This window comes from Cobetia sp. UCD-24C, from assembly GCF_001306765.1.
Taxonomy (GTDB): domain Bacteria; phylum Pseudomonadota; class Gammaproteobacteria; order Pseudomonadales; family Halomonadaceae; genus Cobetia; species Cobetia amphilecti.
The window spans coordinates 90286-106598 of the sequence record NZ_LJTD01000010.1 but is presented as its reverse complement, the minus strand read 5'-3'; the positions used below and the strand labels follow the sequence as shown (position 1 = coordinate 106598).

Here is a 16313-nt window from a genome sequence, read left to right as displayed (position 1 = left end):
GAGCCTCTTGAGGTCTGCGAGCCATCGCCACCTCCGCTGACAGCGTCGCCCTGCAGACGTCTATCCTTTGTGTGACGCCTGCCCATCCCTGACACGACCGGCCCATACCATGACTGATACCACTGCAACTGCCACCGATGCCGCGGCCCCTGCCGCCGTCAAGCTCACCAACCTGCTGGGCCTGCCGCGCCCGGCGATGGAAGCCTTCTTCGAGAGCATCGGCGAGAAGAAATTCCGCGCCACCCAGGTGATGAAATGGATTCACCAGGAAGGCGTCGACAGCTTCGACGAGATGACCAACCTCGCCAAGCCGCTGCGCGAACGCCTCAAGCAGGTCGCCGAGATCCGTGCGCCGGGCATCGTCTATGAAGGCGAGTCCAAGGACGGCACCCGCAAGTGGGTGCTGGAAGTCAGCGATGGCAGCTACGTCGAGACCGTGCTGATCCCGTCCGAGAATGGCAACCGTCGCACCCTGTGCGTGTCTTCCCAGGTCGGTTGCTCGCTGGATTGCAGCTTCTGCTCCACCGGCAAGCAGGGCTTCGAGCGTGACCTGACCGCCGCCGAGATCATCGGCCAGGTGTGGGTCGCCACCCGTGGCGCCGAAGACCGCAAGGACACCCGCAAGCGTCCGGTCACCAACGTGGTGATGATGGGCATGGGCGAGCCGCTGATGAACTACGACAACGTCGTGCCGGCGATGAAGCTGATGCTGGACGACAACGCCTATGGCCTGTCCAAGCGTCGCGTCACTCTCTCCACCTCCGGTGTGGTGCCCAAGCTGGACCAGCTCGGTGACGAGATGGACGTCAGCCTGGCGATCTCGCTGCACGCGGCCAACGATGAACTGCGCAACGTGCTGGTGCCGATCAACCGCAAGTGGAACATCCGCGCGCTGCTCGACTCCTGCCATCGCTACCTGGCCAAGTGTGACGACGCGCGTATCGTCACCATCGAGTACACCCTGATCAAGGACGTCAACGACCAGATCCAGCACGCCGAGGAACTGGCCGCGCTGCTCGACGAGCTGCCGTGCAAGATCAACCTGATCCCGTTCAACCCGTTCCCGCATTCCGGTTACGAGAAGCCGTCACGCAACCAGGTGATGCGCTTCCAGCAGCGTCTCTATGAGCTGGGCTACACCGCACCGGTGCGCGCGACCCGTGGCGATGACATCGACGCCGCCTGTGGCCAGCTGGTCGGTCAGGTCAAGGACCGCACCCGTCGCGCCGAGCGTTACATCAACGCCATCCAGCTCGACGCCGACTGAGCGGCTGCCAGCCCTGACCTGACGCTATCGCCATAGCCATGCGCCGCCCTGCCACCTTGACTTGTGGCAGGTGCGGCGCTTTGATGGGGGCGCTTTTGTTGCCTGCCGCGACCCTCGCCCGCAGGCACATCATGAGCCTTCATTCACGCGAGGATTGCATGCCGAGTCGTCTGCCCCGTCATCGCACCAATGAGCATGACCCTGTCGCCCATCACTCTGTCGCACAGGGCACTGTCGCCCATGGCACTGTCGCACAGGGCCCCTGCCAGCATGATTCCCACACCCGCACCGCTGCTCGCGGCATCACTCGCCGCACCAGAGCCCTGCTGCTGTGCCTCGGATTTGCCGGCCTGACCCTCGCAGGCTGCGCGACACGCGTGGAAACCAACGACCCCTACGCCCCGCCGGATGACAACAAGGCCTCGAACGCCTACGTGGAACTCGGAGAGGCCTATCTGGGTCGTAATCAGCTGCAACGTGCCGACAGCGCCTTCCAGAAGGCACTCAAGCTGCAGAGCAGCAATGCCGAGGCCAAGGCCGGGCTGGCGATGATCTATCAGCGCCAGGGTGAGAACGTGCTCGCCGATGACTATTTCAATCAGGCCATTTCCAGCGATCCGTCCTTTACCCGTGCGCGCAACAACTACGCGGCCTTTCTCTACTCTCGCGGTGAATACGTCGAGGCCTGTCGGCAGCTCGAGATCGCGGCGGAAGACCTGACCTACGACAATCGTGGCCAGCTCTATACCAATCTGGGCCGCTGTCAGTTGCAGCTGGGCAAGACCAGCGAGGCCGCGAAGAGTTTCGAGCGCGCCGTCAAGATCAATCCGCGTGAGTCAGAGGCCTGGTTGGCGGTGGCACGCATGTCACATGACGCCGGCGACAATGACGCCGCCCAGTCGGCGCTGAGCCGCTACTTCCGTCTGTCAGGCACCGATAGTGACAGTCTCGCCCTGGCCGTCGATGTGGCCACGGCTCGCGGCGACAGCCGTCTGGCAGATCTCTACAGCCGTCAGCTGGAGCAGGTCATGACACGGGAATCCGGTCGCGCGGTGATTCGCACTCCCTGAACGAGGCGCAACGACGCCGCTGATGGCGCCACCTCACGGGCGGGGTCGCTGCAAGCAGGACCGAGAAGACCGAATTGCCGGTGAAAATCTCTGCGCGGGCTTGGTATAGTGCCGACGCGGACGAACGTGTGTTCGTGCGCGTCGATTGGCATGGGAGGTCATCGCTTTTCACGCTGCTCACTCGCATGATGATCAACGAGTCGTGCAGCACCCGGCCAATCGCGCGACAGCATCAGTCAGCATGCTCCAGCATCAGTGTCAGGAGCAGTTTCCCGCAGTACCGGAAGAGCGCCCGGATGTGCGTTCGGTAGACAGTTTTTCCTTACAAGGATGCGCCATGAGCGAACATCAACCCGCCCCTGATCAGCACGCCAGTGATGCACTGCCTGGCACGCGCCTCAAGCTGGAGCGCGAGCATCAGGGGTTGTCGCGTGATGAGGTGGCGACACAGCTCAACCTGCGCCCCAGCCTGGTCGATGACCTGGAACGCGACCACTACGACCAGATTCCCATCGCCGCGTACCGTCGCGGCTATCTGCGTGCCTATGCCCGCCTGCTGGGCATGGACGAGAAGGCGATCGTCGGGCAGTACAATGCCCAGTTCGGCACCACCGAAGCCGAGCGCTACACCCCCAGTTCCACGCCGTCGGTGCGCCCGCCGGGCAAGATGGGCAAGTACCTGTTCCGCCTCGTCAGCCTGCTGGTCATCGCCGGTCTGATCGGTCTCAGCTACGTGTGGTGGCAGAGTGGCGACTATGGCCGCACCTCGCCGGCGGAAACCTCCGCCCTCGAAGGTGGCAGCGATGCGGACAGCGCCGCACCGGTCGTGAACGCCGATGGCTCCATCGAGCTTTCGCTCTCGCAGTCCTCTGCCAGTGAAGCGGCGCCGTCCTCCACTGCTACCGCCACCGGTGATGCGTCTGCCGTCGAGGCAGCAACCTCGTCCGAGGCGACAGCGCAGAGTGCTGACGCGCTCGATACAGGCGCAACCGCGGCCGCGCCGGGCGCTGCAGAGGCTGGCACGTCAGCGTCTGACGCTGCCACGGATAGCGCCGCTGCCACTGACGTGAGTGCTGTCGCCGATGCCAGTGCCGACACCTCGCAAGAGAGCGCAGCAGAGGATGCTGCGCCGGCGGCAGACCCGCGCAAGCTCGAATTGACGTTCAACATCAATTCCTGGACCGACATTCGTGATGCCGATGGCAAGCGCCTGCTGCGCGGCAACAACGAGGCCGGCACCAGCACGACGCTGGAAGGCAAGCCGCCCTTCACGCTGACCATCGGCAATGCCTCTGGCGTCGAATTGCGTTACATGAATGAAGCGGTCGACCTCACGCGCGTCACGCGCGGCAGTGTCGCCAAACTTACCCTCGGTGAATGATCCGGAATCCCATGCATAGTCACTCCCCCATCAAGCGCCGCGTCTCGCGCAAGATTCATGTCGGCAATGTGGCCGTCGGCGGCGATGCACCGATTTCCGTGCAGAGCATGACCAACACCGACACCAACGATGTCGCCGCCACCGTCGCGCAGATCAAGCGCCTCGAGGATGCCGGAGCCGATATCGTGCGTGTCAGCGTGCCGGACATGGATGCCGCCGAAGCCTTCGGTCGCATCAAGCAGCAGAGCAACATCCCGCTGGTGGCCGACATCCACTTCGATTACAAGATCGCCCTGCGTGTGGCGGAACTTGGCGTCGATTGCCTGCGCATCAACCCGGGCAACATCGGTCGTGAAGACCGCGTGCGTGCCGTGGTCAGCGCCGCCCGCGACAACGGCATCCCGATCCGCATCGGCGTCAACGCAGGCTCCCTGGAAAAGGACCTGCAGAAGAAATACGGCGAACCGACGCCGGCGGCGCTGGTCGAATCTGCCATGCGTCACATCGACCACCTGGATCGCCTCGATTTCCAGGACTTCAAGGTCAGCGTCAAGGCCAGCGACGTGTTCATGGCCGTCGCCGCCTATCGTGACCTGGCAGCGCGCATCGAACAGCCGCTGCACCTGGGCATCACCGAAGCGGGCGGCTTGCGCTCGGGCACCGTCAAGTCTTCCATCGGCCTGGGCATGCTGCTGATGGATGGCATCGGTGACACCATCCGCGTATCGCTGGCAGCGGACCCGGTCGAGGAGATCAAGGTCGGCTTCGACATGCTCAAGAGCCTCAAGCTGCGCGCCAAGGGCATCAACTTCATTGCCTGTCCCAGCTGCTCGCGTCAGAATTTCGACGTCATCAAGACCATGAACGAGCTGGAGACACGTCTTGAAGACGTGATGACGCCGCTGAACGTCTCGGTCATCGGCTGTGTCGTCAATGGCCCCGGCGAAGCCAAGGAGACCGATGTCGGTCTGACCGGCGGCAGCCCCGCCAACCTGGTCTACCTGGACGGCAAGCCGGCCAGCAAGTTGACCAATGACACCCTGGTTGACGATCTTGAGCGACTCATCCGTGACAAGGTCGCGGAAAAAGAGGCCCGTGAGGCCGACACTATCATCCGCCAGAGCTGAGCTTGTCTCGGCTGGCTTGCGCGTCGTGATTGACGCGCCTTCGTCTCCCCACCCGCCTGCATGACCTCATGCGAGCGCCGTGGGGAGACGCGCAAGGATTCAGGAGAGAACGTTGAGTACCAAGATCCAGGCCATTCGTGGCATGAACGACCTGCTGCCGGACCAGTCACCGGTATGGCAATACTTCGAGCACCAGGTGGAAGCGCTGATGGGCCAGTACGGCTATCGCGAGATCCGCACCCCCATCGTCGAGCAGACCGCACTGTTCAAGCGCTCCATCGGCGAAGTCACCGACATCGTCGAGAAGGAGATGTACACCTTCGACGACCGTAACGGCGACAGCCTGACCCTGCGTCCGGAAGGCACCGCCAGCTGCGTGCGCATGGCGATGGAGAATGGCCTGGTCCACAACCAGATCCAGCGTCTGTGGTACACCGGCCCGATGTTCCGCCACGAGCGCCCGCAGAAGGGCCGTTATCGTCAGTTCCATCAGGTGGGCGTCGAAGCCTACGGCATGGAAGGCCCGGACATCGATGCCGAGATGATCCTGATCTCCGCGCGTCTGTGGCGCCAGCTGGGCCTGCTGGAGCACGTCACGCTCGAGCTCAACTCGCTGGGTAGCCTCGAGGCGCGTGCCGCCTATCGTGACCTGCTGGTCGAATACTTCGAACAGCACCTGGATGTCCTCGACGAAGACTCCAAGCGCCGTCTGCACAGCAACCCGCTGCGCATCCTCGACACCAAGAACCCGGACATGGCCGCCGTCGTCGACGCCGCACCGCGTCTGGGGGACCACCTGGATGAAGAGTCCCGCGTGCACTTCGAGGGCCTCAAGGCACGTCTCGACGCCGCCGGCATCGATTACGTCATCAACCCGCGCCTGGTGCGTGGCCTCGATTACTACTCGCGCAGTGTGTTCGAATGGACCACCACCGCGCTGGGCAGCCAGGGCACCGTGTGTGCCGGCGGCCGCTACGACAGCCTGTTCGAACAGCTGGGCGGCAAGCCGGTACCGGCGGTCGGCTTCGCGATGGGCGTCGAGCGCCTCATCCTGTTGCTCGAGACGCTGGAACTGGTACCGCAGGACGTCCGCGAGACCGTCGATGTCTATCTGATGTCGATGGGCGAGCAGGCCGAAGGCGAAGCCATGCGTCTGGCCGAAGAGCTGCGTACCGCCCTGCCCAATCTGCGTCTGGTGCTGCATTGCGGTGGCGGCAGCTTCAAGAGCCAGATGAAGAAGGCCGACAAGAGCGGTGCTCGCATCGCGCTGATTCTCGGTGAGAATGAAGTCATCGAAGGCACGGTGGCGCTCAAGTTCCTGCGCGAGGAACGCGACCAGGAAACGCTGAACCAGCGTGCGCTGGGCGAACGTCTCGACAGCGTCTTCGGCGCCTGAGACTGCCAATGAATATCGGGTGGAGAGCCAGCTCTCCGCCTCACGAATGCAAGTGCCGGCATGCCGGCCAGGTCAAGGAGACCGCCCGTGGCGGAAGAGCTCAGAAGCGAAGAAGAACAGCTTGAAGCCATCAAGCGTTGGTGGAGCGAGAACGGCAAGTCACTGATTGCCGGTGTCGTACTGGCCGGCGCCGGTGTCTTTGCCTTCAAGGCCTGGCAGAACTACGACGCCAGCCAGTCCGAAGCGGCCTCCGTGCGTTACCAGCAACTGATCAGCCTCGTCAGCCAGCCCAAGCTGGAAGACGCCGGCGTCAAGCAGGCGCGTACGCTGATCGGCGAACTGGAAAGCGAGCACGGCGACAGCCTCTACACCCAGATGGCGCACCTGCTGGATGCCAGCATGTCGGTCAAGGCCAACGATCTCGATGCAGCCGCCACGGCGCTGCAGAGCGTGATCGACAACAGCGATGACAGCTACCTGCAGGGGCTGGCCAGCCTGCGTCTGGCGCGCATCAATGTCGAGCGCGGCGACAACGACGCGGCACTCGTCCTGCTCAAGAGCCCGCCAGCGCCGCTGGCAGCGCAGGCGGCTGCGGTGCGTGGCGATGCCCTGGCCGCACAGGACAAGCGTGATGAGGCCATCGCCGCCTATCAGCAGGCCAGCACCCTGTCGCAGGAAAGTGGTCAGCCGGTCTACGGTCTCGACCTGAAACTCGCCGATCTGGCTGCGGAGTTTTCTTCATGAGCGTCACTCGTCGTCTGAGCGTACCGGCCTCGCTGCTGGCCGTGAGTCTGCTGGCCGGTTGCGCCAGCAGTGCCCAACCGGAATATGCGCCCAAGGAGCTGGTCGATTTCGATCGCCAGGTCGCGCTGGATTCCGTCTGGAGCGAATCGGTCGGCAATGGCCTTGGCCGTGCCCACTATCCGCTGTCACCGATCTTCGCCAACGACAAGCTGTTCGTCGGTGCCGAAGGCGGTGAGCTGGAAGCCCTCGCTGCCGACAGTGGCGACGACATCTGGCAGACACGGTTGCCGGCTGGCATCACCAGCGCACTGAATGCCGATGCCTCCCGCCTGTACGTCGGAACGCGCGATGGCAAGGTCAGTGCCGTCAGTCAGGAAGATGGCAGCATCGAATGGAGCACGCGTGTCTCCAGTGAAGTGCTGGCCGCGCCGCAGTACAACGACGAGCTGGTCGTGGTGCAGAGCGTCGATGGCACCGTGACCGCGCTAGATCGCTTCACCGGCGAAGAGCAGTGGGCCTACTCGGCCACGATTCCGGCCCTGACGCTGCGTGGCACCGGCGCGCCGCGCGTCATCCAGCCGGTCACCTTCGCGGGCTTCGCCAACGGCAAGCTGGTCACGCTCGACAACCGTTCAGGTCAGGAACTGTGGGACCTGCGCGTCGCCGTGCCGGCCGGGCGTACCGAGGTGGACCAGCTGGTCGATCTCGATGGCCAGCCGGTGCTGACCCAGGATGGTCGCCTGTTCGTCACCAGCTACAACGGTCGTCTGATCGCGCTGGACGCTCGCAACGGCGAGCCGCTGTGGGACAAGCCGTCCTCCAGCTATCTGACGCCCATCGTGGTCGGCGATTACCTGTTCAGCATCGACAATGCCAGCCATGTGCTGGCGATGGATGCCAACACGGGCAACGTGCTGTGGAAGTCCGAAGACCTGGAAGGCCGCTGGCTGACCTCTCCGGCCTTCGTCGATGGCAAGCTGGTGGTCGGTGACTACGAAGGCTATGTGCACCTGATCGACGCCCAGAGCGGCGAGATGGCCGGCCGCTATGACGTGGGGGGCGATGGCATCAGCATCACCCCGCTGACCGAAGGCAAGCGCATCTACGTCTACACCAACGATGGCGAGCTGACGGCGCTGGATCTCGAAGCACCGTAAGCCACTGATCGAGCGCGCATGTCAGCCTGCCCCGCAAGCTGACATGCGCATCGTTCAGCCCTCGTCACGACAACGGCAGCCATCTGGCTGCCGTTGTCGTAATGCGCCATTGGTAGCAACTCCCTGTCAATGCTAGAATGCTGCCCCCGCTGATCAGGCCTGCCGCACGATGCAGCCATTGATTCAGCCACGAGATCTTTCCGTCGACAGTGCTAACCCCCTGTCGGCGGACCATACTGGATGCATGCGACGCCTGCGTCGTCATCCAGTGCCCCAAGTCCGATATCATCGCTATCGCCCTGCCTGCACAAGGTGCTTTCCAGCCATCATGGTTCGAAGCAGACCGTACGGGGCCGGCATCGATGCTATCCCTGCGAATGCTGTGAGATTCCATGAACCCCGTGATCGCCCTGGTCGGCCGCCCGAATGTCGGCAAGTCGACGCTATTCAATCGCCTCACCAAGACCCGTGATGCTCTGGTCGCCGATTTCCCCGGCCTGACCCGTGACCGCAAGTACGGCACCGGCAAGGTCGGCGGCAAGCCCTACACCGTCATCGACACCGGCGGCATCAGCGGTGACGAGGAAGGCATCGACCTGATGATGGCCGGCCAGTCACTGGCCGCCATCGACGAAGCCGACATCGTGCTGTTCATGGTCGATGCGCGCGCCGGCCTGAACATGGCGGACGAGGCCATCGCCAATCACCTGCGCGTCAACCAGAAGAAGACCTGGCTGGTGGTCAACAAGACCGACGGCATGGACGAGGAGATCGGCAAGTCCGACTTCTGGACCCTGGGTCTGGGTGACCCGCGCGCCATCGCCGCCGAGCACGGCCGCAACGTCACCACGCTGCTGGAAGAGGTGCTCTCGCCCTACCCCGAAGTCGAGGAAGGCGAAGACGAGGACCTGCATCCGGAGCTGGATGATCGCGGCGTGCGCATCGGCATCATTGGTCGCCCGAACGTCGGCAAGTCGACGCTGGTCAATCGCCTGCTCGGCGAGGAGCGCGTGGTCGTCTATGACCAGGCCGGCACCACTACCGACGCCGTGGAAATTCCCTTCGAGCGTCGCGGCAAGCCTTACCTGCTGGTCGATACCGCCGGTATCCGTCGTCGCAAGAACGTGCGTGAAGTGGTGGAGAAGTTCTCCATCATCAAGACGCTGGAAGCGATCAAGAAGTGCAATGTCGCCGTGATGGTGCTCGATGCCCGCCAGGGACTCGTCGAGCAGGACCTGCACCTGCTGGACTTCGTGCTGACCAGCGGCCGCGCGCTGGTGCTGGTGGTCAACAAGTGGGATGGCCTGGAAAGCGAAGCCAAGGAGAAGATGCGCTCCGAGATCAAGCGTCGTCTGGGCTTTGCCGACTACGCCGACCTGCACTTCATCTCCGCGCTGCACGGCACTGCGGTGGGTGATCTCTACCCGTCCATCGACCGCGCCTTCGAAAGCGCCGTGGCCCGCTGGTCGACCAAGCGTCTGACCACTCTGCTGCAGGATGCCACCCAGGCGCACCAGCCGCCGATGGTCAACGGCCGTCGCATCAAGCTGCGCATGGCTCACCAGGGTGGCGCCAATCCGCCGCTGATCGTGGTGCACGGCAACCAGACCAACCGTCTGCCGGAAGCCTACAAGCGCTACCTGACCAACACCTTCCGCAAGGTGCTCAAGGTCAAGGGCACGCCGATGCGCTTCGAGTTCCGCTCCGGGGACAACCCCTTCGATGGCGCTCAGGGTGCTGACGACCGCGAGCGCGCGAAAGAGCGTTCACTGGCGCGCACCAAGGAAGCTCGCAAGGAACGCAAGCAGCGCCGTTGATGGCGTGAACTGCGCCCGTGCGTGACGGCAGGCCAGCGGATCTGATCCGCCAGCCTGCCCCATGAAAAAGCCGCCCCTGCAGATGACTGCAGGGGCGGCTTTTTCATGTCGCGAATACTGACGTCTCAAGCACCTCAAACGCCGCAATCATCTCAAGGGCGTCAAGCACCGGACTCACGCCTCCAGCGTCTTCTGCCCCGCCCAGAGATTGGCGAACTGCCAGGCGGCACGCCCGCTGCGCACCCCGCGCTGGGTGGCGTAGCGCAGCGCCTCGCCACGCGCGGCCTCATCGAAGCTGCCCGCGCCGAGACGCCATTCCACCCAATGCTGACAGGTCTCCAGATAGGCGTCCTGGTTGAAGGGATGGAAGGCCAGCCACAGGCCGAAGCGGTCTGACAGCGAGATCTTCTCTTCCACCGCATCGCCATGATGCAGCTCGCCATCGACGATGTGGGTGGCCTGGTTGTCGCTCATGTGCTCCGGCAGCAGATGACGACGGTTGGAGGTGGCATACAGCAGCACGTTCTCCGGCGGCCCCGTCAGAGTGCCATCCAGCACGCTCTTGAGCGCCTTGTAAGCATCATCGCTGCCCTCGAAGGACAGATCATCGCAATAGACGATGAAGCGATGCGGCTGCTGGGCCAGCTCGGCGACCAGCGCCGGCAGTGCCGGCAGGTCGTGGCGATCGATCTGGATCAGACGCAGCCCCTCACGGCCCAGGGTATTGAGCAGTGCGCGGACCAGCGATGACTTGCCGGTGCCACGGGCGCCCCACAGCAGCGCGTGGTTGGCCGGCTTGCCCGCAAGGAAGGCGCGGGTGTTGGCCAGCAGCTCGCGCTTCTGGCGTGCGATGCCGAGCAGATCCTCGAGAGTCAGGGCGTCACGCGGCGCGATAGGCGTCAGGCGCCCTCCCAGCGGGTGGCGGGTCCACAAGGCGGCGACATCGCGTGTCCAGTCCACCTCGACAGCCGTCGGCGGCAGCATCGGTTCGAGTCGGTCCAGCAGATGCGAGAGGCGGCGTTCAAACTCTGGCGACATGGTGATTCCCTGTCAGATACATGGGGTCCGGGCCGTGGCTGGCCCATCAGATCAAACCCAGTATCTCATGCCCGGCGGGGCCGTCTGGCATGACGATGCTGTGATCTCAGCAACGTATCATTTCGCTGACTGCACCACTGCGCCTATCCGGTTATGCTGTCTGCACGTTTCTTGCACGTTCAGCGTCCCCTGCCGTGCGCTCGAAGGTTGTCACGTCATCTTGCCAGGAGGCCCCAATGCCAGGATTGCTCGATCTCTCATCTCCCCGTGCCCTGCGTCGTCTGCTCCCGCTGGCGGCCCTTGCGGCGTCCGTCACCCTGAGTGCCTGCGCCAGCTCTCCGCTGGGCCGCAGCCAGCTGACCCTCTACTCGGACCAGGAACTGGAGAAGATGGGGGAAGCCAGCTTCAGCAAGTACCAGCAGGAGCTGCCGGTGGTGGAAGGGCGTCAGGATGCCTACGTCAGCTGCGTGGCGGATGCAGTGACCGCCAAGGTGCCCGCCAGCTATGGCATCAGCGGCTGGCAGGTCAAGGTATTCGAGGATGAGTCCGCCAATGCCTTCGCGCTGCCGGGCGGCTACATCGGCGTCAACACCGGGTTGCTTGAGGTCGCCGAGAATCAGGACCAGCTGGCAACCGTCATCGGCCACGAGATCGCCCACGTGCTGGCGCGCCACGCCAACGAACGCGTCTCGACCCAATCCTTGACCTCCGCCGGGCTGTCACTCACCCAGGCACTGGCCGGCCTCGAAGGCACCGGTGGCGATCAGCTCATGGGCCTGCTGGGCATGGGCGCGGAATATGGCGTGCTCAAGCCGTTCTCGCGCTCCCACGAGTCCGAAGCCGACCTGCTGGGGCTGGACCTGATGGCCGAAGCCGGCTTCGACCCGCGCGCCAGCATCAAGCTGTGGGCCAACATGAACGCTGCCGGTGGCGCCCAACCTCCGGTGTGGATGTCGACGCACCCGAGTGATGAGCAGCGCATGGCGGCCCTCAACGAGCGCCTCGAGACCGCTCTGCCGACCTATCAGCAGGCCCGCGCCGCCGGCGAGAAGCCCAACTGCGATCGTCTGCGCTGACCCCGCCAGTCTGGGGTGGCGTCATCATCCTCAGGTAACACACGCTCGCGCGGCCTTGGAGAACCTGGGGCTGCGCGAGCGCGCGGCCTTGGAGAACCTGGGGCTGCGCGAGCGCGCGGCGCGCTCTATCCAGCCGCCCTCTACTCTCTGGCTCTGCTCTCACTAGTCTGTCCTCTGATCTATCTCCCTTGACTATATAACGCTCTACCAGCTCCTCGCTTTACCGGCTTGACAGCCTGAATGTAAAAAGAAGCCGTCAAATGTGTCGATATCCGCGAATCATGTAACCGCATTGCTAATCTGGGATCACCTGCTCGCCTGCGCACTGCTCATGCAGACACTTCATGCACAGCGGCGCGAGCATATTCCCGACACTCGCTTGAGGATGCCTTACATGACTCGACACGCACTCATCATTGACGACGATCCGGATTTTCGTGAACTCATCAGCGGGCTGCTTTCCGCCCATGGCTTCGACTGCACGCAGAGCGAAGGGCTGCAGGACATCGCCTGCAACCCCGCCTGTCTGGAGACGGACCTCATCCTGGTGGACTACGAACTGGGCGACTTCACCGGCGATGATGTGCTCGGCTATCTGCGCGAGCGCAATGTCGAGGCAGGCATCATCCTGATGAGCGCCTGTCACAACGACGACATGCAAGCGATGGTCGCCAGGGGCAAGCGCAGCGGCCTGGAGATGCTGGGCCAGCTCGACAAGCCCTTCGATATCATGCACCTGGCCTCGCTACTGGCAGAGCTGGACAAGCAACGCAATCCGCTGTCACTCGATGAACTGGATGATGCCCTGACCGAGCGCCAGCTGCATCTCGTCTATCAGCCCAAGATCGACCTCGCCAGCGGCCAGCTCAGCGGCGCGGAAGCTCTCGTGCGCTGGCAGCATCCTCTGCGCGGCATGGTCATGCCCAACCAGTTCATCGCCCTGGCGGAACGCAGCAACCGTATCGAGGCACTCACCTGGCAGGTCATCGAGCATGGTTTCCGCCAGCAGGGCCAATGGCAGTCCCAGGGCCTTCACCTTGACCTCGCGCTCAATCTGTCACCCCAGCTGCTGCGCACCCGCGACATGCTGAAGACGCTGGATGCGCTGGCCAGTCAGCATCATGTCGATCCGCACTCCATCACGCTGGAGCTCACGGAGAGCTGCGGGATCGACTGCCTCACCTACGCTCGCCACCTGCTGAACGCCATTCGCGACCGCGGCTATCGCCTGGCGCTGGATGACTTCGGCACTGGTTTCTCCTCGATGATGCAGCTCTACAACCTGCCGTTCGACGAGTTGAAGATCGACCAATGCTTCGTCGGGCGCAGCGACAGCCACCCGGAAGCGCGCGCCATCACGCGTACCATCGTCGAGCTGGGCCAGCGTCTGAATCTCGCCGTGGTCGGCGAAGGCATCGAGACCGCGGAACAGCGCGATTACCTCTGCGATACCCGCTGCAATATCGGCCAGGGCTATCTGTTCGCGCGCCCCATGCCCGTCAGCGACTTCAATGCTTGGAGCCGCTGCCCGCCCAGCGCCGTCAATGCACTCAGCCAGCGCCACGTCTCCGCTGTCCATTGAGGAGACTGGCGTCCCGCCGCAGCGCAGCACAGACAGCGGGAATGCCGCAACTCCCCCACTCCACAGACGCCACCCATGTCATCATGGGTGGCGTCTGTGTCGTGAAGGCCAGGATGAAGAGAGCGAGAGAAGGCGGGAACAAGAGAACAAGAGGGACGCTAGTGAATGCTGTCGGCTGTCTATCACGCCATCACGTCCCAATACCGTCAGGAGAACAGATAGCCCTCTGCGAGGAGGCTGTCCCGCGTCGGCACACTCAAGGAGCGCAATGTGGCGACATGCTGATGTACTTGGGTCATGTCCTCGCTGCACACAGCCTCCTCCAGCGCCTTGGCGCCACTGGCTATGCCGCTGCATCCCAGCGAGGCTGACGCCCCCTTCAGGGAATGCGCCTCACGCTTGAGCTCGGTGAGATCCATCTGCTTCAGCAAGGTCATCATCACGTCGAGGCGTCCTTCGAGTCGCGTCAGGTAATTGCTCAGCAGTCGTGAATAGGCCTCGCCACTCAGGGTCGTGAGCAGCTCCTGACAGGTCGCGTGTTGCAGCAAGGAAGGCACGGCATCGGGCAGAGCGCGCGCGCCTGAGTCGTCAGTTGCCACATCGAACGCCGGAGCAGCGTCGATCTGCGCGTCCTGATCTTCAGTCGCTGACGAGCTGACGCCATCATCGCCTGGTGCCTGCGTGACGGTAGTCCGCTCGCCAGCCGAGTCCTCTGGCTTGTCTGGCTCGAGCGCCTTCTGCTGCGAATCAGACTTCTGTGAATCAGCCTCCTGTGAATCAGAGGCCTGCGAATCAGAGGCCTGGACCAGATACTGCTGCAGCACCCGATGCAGATCATCACGCGTGAACGGCTTGTGCAGCACCCCCTGCATGCCAGCCTCGATGCAGCGGCGGGCATCCTCCTGCATCACGTTGGCGGTCATCGCGATGATCGGCAGACGAGCGCTGGCGGGTTGCTCTGACTCGTGCTGACGCCAGCGACGTGTCGTCTCGACGCCATCCAGTACCGGCATCTGCATGTCCATGAACACCAGGTCGACATCGTTGCTAGCCTGCGCCAGCCATTCGAGTGCCTGTTCACCGTCTTCCACCACCGTGACCTGCTGCCCCAGATACTCGAGCATGGCCCGCGCCAGCGACTGATTGACCTCGTTGTCTTCCACCACCAGCACGCTTGCGTGGGGCAAGGGCGTGTCTCCCACCGCCTGCTGCGGGCAAGCCTCGGCGGCGGTCAATACCGGCAGCGGCACGCGGCACCAGAAGCGACTGCCGAGCCCGAGATGGCTCTCGACGCCGATCTCGCCGCCCATCGCCTCCACCAGTCGCTTGCAGATGGCAAGCCCGAGCCCGGTGCCTTCATGACGACGCGCAATCGAGGTATCCACCTGGGTGAAGGGGGCAAACAACTGGTTCACCTGGTCGGCGGCGATCCCGCAACCGCTGTCGTGAACCTCGAAATGAAGCGTCTCGCCGTCTTCCAGTGATGCCCTCAGCCGGATGGTGCCCTGGGGACAGAACTTGAAGGCGTTGTTGAGCAGGTTGGTCAGTACCTGACGCAGGCGATTGACGTCCCCCTTGACCCAGACGGGCAGGTCATCGGCACGTTCTTCGAGGAAGATGCGCGAGCATCCCTTGCCGGCATTGCCTGTCTGGCGATGGTAATGCGCGGCCAGGGAATCGAGGAATTCGGGCAGCGAGAAGCAGCGCTGATCCAGCTCCAGCTTGCCGGCTTCGATCTTGGAATAATCCAGCACATCATTGATGACGGCCTGTAGGCTCTCGGCACTCTGGCGCAGCATCGTCAGGTATTGCTGGCCACGCGGGGTCGAGACTTCCTCGCCGATGAGATCCGAGACGCCGACCATGCCATTGAGCGGGGTGCGAATCTCATGGCTCATGATCGCCATGAATTCCGACTTGGCACGACTGGCCGCCTGCGCCAGCTGCACCATGCCATCCAGTTCCTGGGTGCGCTCCTCCAGCTTGCGGGTCTTGTAGGCCCGTCCACGACTCTCGACGATCAGCGCGACCACCAGCACGATGCCGCTCAACGTCATCAGCAGCACCAGCGACAGCGCGAGGGCATACAGGTTGAGGAGCTCCGAGCGCTCCTTGGTGCGCTGGATAGCGGCCTCGGCATTGATGTTGAGCAGCAGCTCGCCGGTCTGCTCCTGAAGCGAGGCAAGCCGGCTGAGTATCTGCACATAGAGGGACGCATCACGCTCCTGACGACTCGCCAGGTCCATGATGGCGCTGTCCAGCACCTCGATTCTGGGCAGCATGGCCATCAGCTGGGCATGCAGGTCGGGCATCCCCGCCAGCATGCTGCCCAGTTGGCCGCTCTGCAGCAGCTGCACCCGGCTATAGAGGATGTCGAGCCGCAACAGCAGCTCGCTGTCATCCATCAAGGCGGGCGGCGTCGGGGTCTTCTGCTCCTCGGCCACCACCATGCGCAGCTCGCGCACTTCCCTGTCGAACTGATAGACCGCCCAGATCAGATTCTCACGCAGCTTGTGCTCGAGTGCCTGCTGACGCTGATAGACCAGAACGCCAGTCACCAATGCCGAGACGAAGAACAACGTCGCGGCAATGGCGATGGCGGTTCTGAAATGCAGAGAACGGAGTGGATTCATGCACGAGCATCCTGGCAGCGCTCAT

Annotated in this window: 12 protein-coding genes; 10 read left to right on the top strand and 2 right to left on the bottom strand. The window is 63.5% G+C overall.

Annotated features, from left to right (window positions below):
• Positions 1–109: 109 nt before the first annotated feature.
• The 8 genes from rlmN (at position 110) to der (ending at position 9959) form a co-directional block, all read left to right on the top strand.
• Entirely contained in the window at positions 110–1267 is a 1158-nt protein-coding gene (rlmN, locus tag AOG28_RS14140) for a 23S rRNA (adenine(2503)-C(2))-methyltransferase RlmN (protein WP_043333811.1), read from the top strand.
• 131 nt (positions 1268–1398) lie between these two features.
• Positions 1399–2337: a type IV pilus biogenesis/stability protein PilW gene (pilW, locus tag AOG28_RS14135; RefSeq protein ID WP_160317883.1), complete on the top strand. Its 939-nt coding sequence runs from the start codon at positions 1399–1401 to the stop codon at positions 2335–2337.
• A gap of 337 nt (positions 2338–2674) precedes the next feature.
• Positions 2675–3718, top strand: a complete 1044-nt coding sequence (locus AOG28_RS14130) for a RodZ domain-containing protein (RefSeq protein ID WP_054556865.1) — start codon at positions 2675–2677, stop codon at positions 3716–3718.
• 11 nt (positions 3719–3729) lie between these two features.
• Entirely contained in the window at positions 3730–4845 is a 1116-nt protein-coding gene (gene ispG / locus AOG28_RS14125) for a flavodoxin-dependent (E)-4-hydroxy-3-methylbut-2-enyl-diphosphate synthase (RefSeq protein WP_043333809.1), read from the top strand.
• A 112-nt stretch (positions 4846–4957) separates the two neighbouring features.
• The gene (gene hisS, locus AOG28_RS14120; protein WP_082388818.1) at positions 4958–6241 is read left to right on the top strand and encodes a histidine--tRNA ligase; all 1284 of its coding nucleotides are present in this window, start codon (positions 4958–4960) and stop codon (positions 6239–6241) included.
• Between the two features lie 87 nt (positions 6242–6328).
• Complete coding sequence (locus tag AOG28_RS14115; protein ID WP_235507044.1) at positions 6329–6985, top strand: YfgM family protein; 657 nt, start codon at positions 6329–6331, stop codon at positions 6983–6985.
• Positions 6982–8142, top strand: coding sequence for an outer membrane protein assembly factor BamB (gene bamB, locus AOG28_RS14110; protein WP_043333807.1), 1161 nt, complete (start codon positions 6982–6984; stop codon positions 8140–8142). The genes AOG28_RS14115 and bamB overlap by 4 nt, the downstream gene beginning before the upstream one ends.
• A 392-nt stretch (positions 8143–8534) precedes the next feature.
• The gene (der, locus tag AOG28_RS14105) at positions 8535–9959 is read left to right on the top strand and encodes a ribosome biogenesis GTPase Der (protein WP_043333806.1); all 1425 of its coding nucleotides are present in this window, start codon (positions 8535–8537) and stop codon (positions 9957–9959) included.
• Between the two features lie 174 nt (positions 9960–10133).
• Here the strand turns inward: der and AOG28_RS14100 are convergent, their stop codons facing one another.
• A complete protein-coding gene (locus AOG28_RS14100) occupies positions 10134–10997 on the bottom strand; it encodes an ATP-binding protein (RefSeq protein ID WP_043333805.1) in 864 nt (287 codons plus the stop codon).
• A 236-nt stretch (positions 10998–11233) separates the two neighbouring features.
• Between AOG28_RS14100 and AOG28_RS14095 the strand changes: the two genes are divergently transcribed.
• Together AOG28_RS14095 and AOG28_RS14090 are read left to right on the top strand one after the other, a co-directional pair.
• Entirely contained in the window at positions 11234–12073 is an 840-nt protein-coding gene (locus AOG28_RS14095; RefSeq protein WP_172978723.1) for a M48 family metallopeptidase, read from the top strand.
• 394 nt (positions 12074–12467) lie between these two features.
• Positions 12468–13655: an EAL domain-containing response regulator gene (locus AOG28_RS14090; protein WP_054556863.1), complete on the top strand. Its 1188-nt coding sequence runs from the start codon at positions 12468–12470 to the stop codon at positions 13653–13655.
• A gap of 206 nt (positions 13656–13861) precedes the next feature.
• Here AOG28_RS14090 and AOG28_RS14085 read toward each other — a convergent pair whose 3' ends face one another.
• Positions 13862–16288, bottom strand: a complete 2427-nt coding sequence (locus AOG28_RS14085) for an ATP-binding protein (RefSeq protein WP_054556862.1) — start codon at positions 16286–16288, stop codon at positions 13862–13864.
• Positions 16289–16313: the final 25 nt, after the last annotated feature.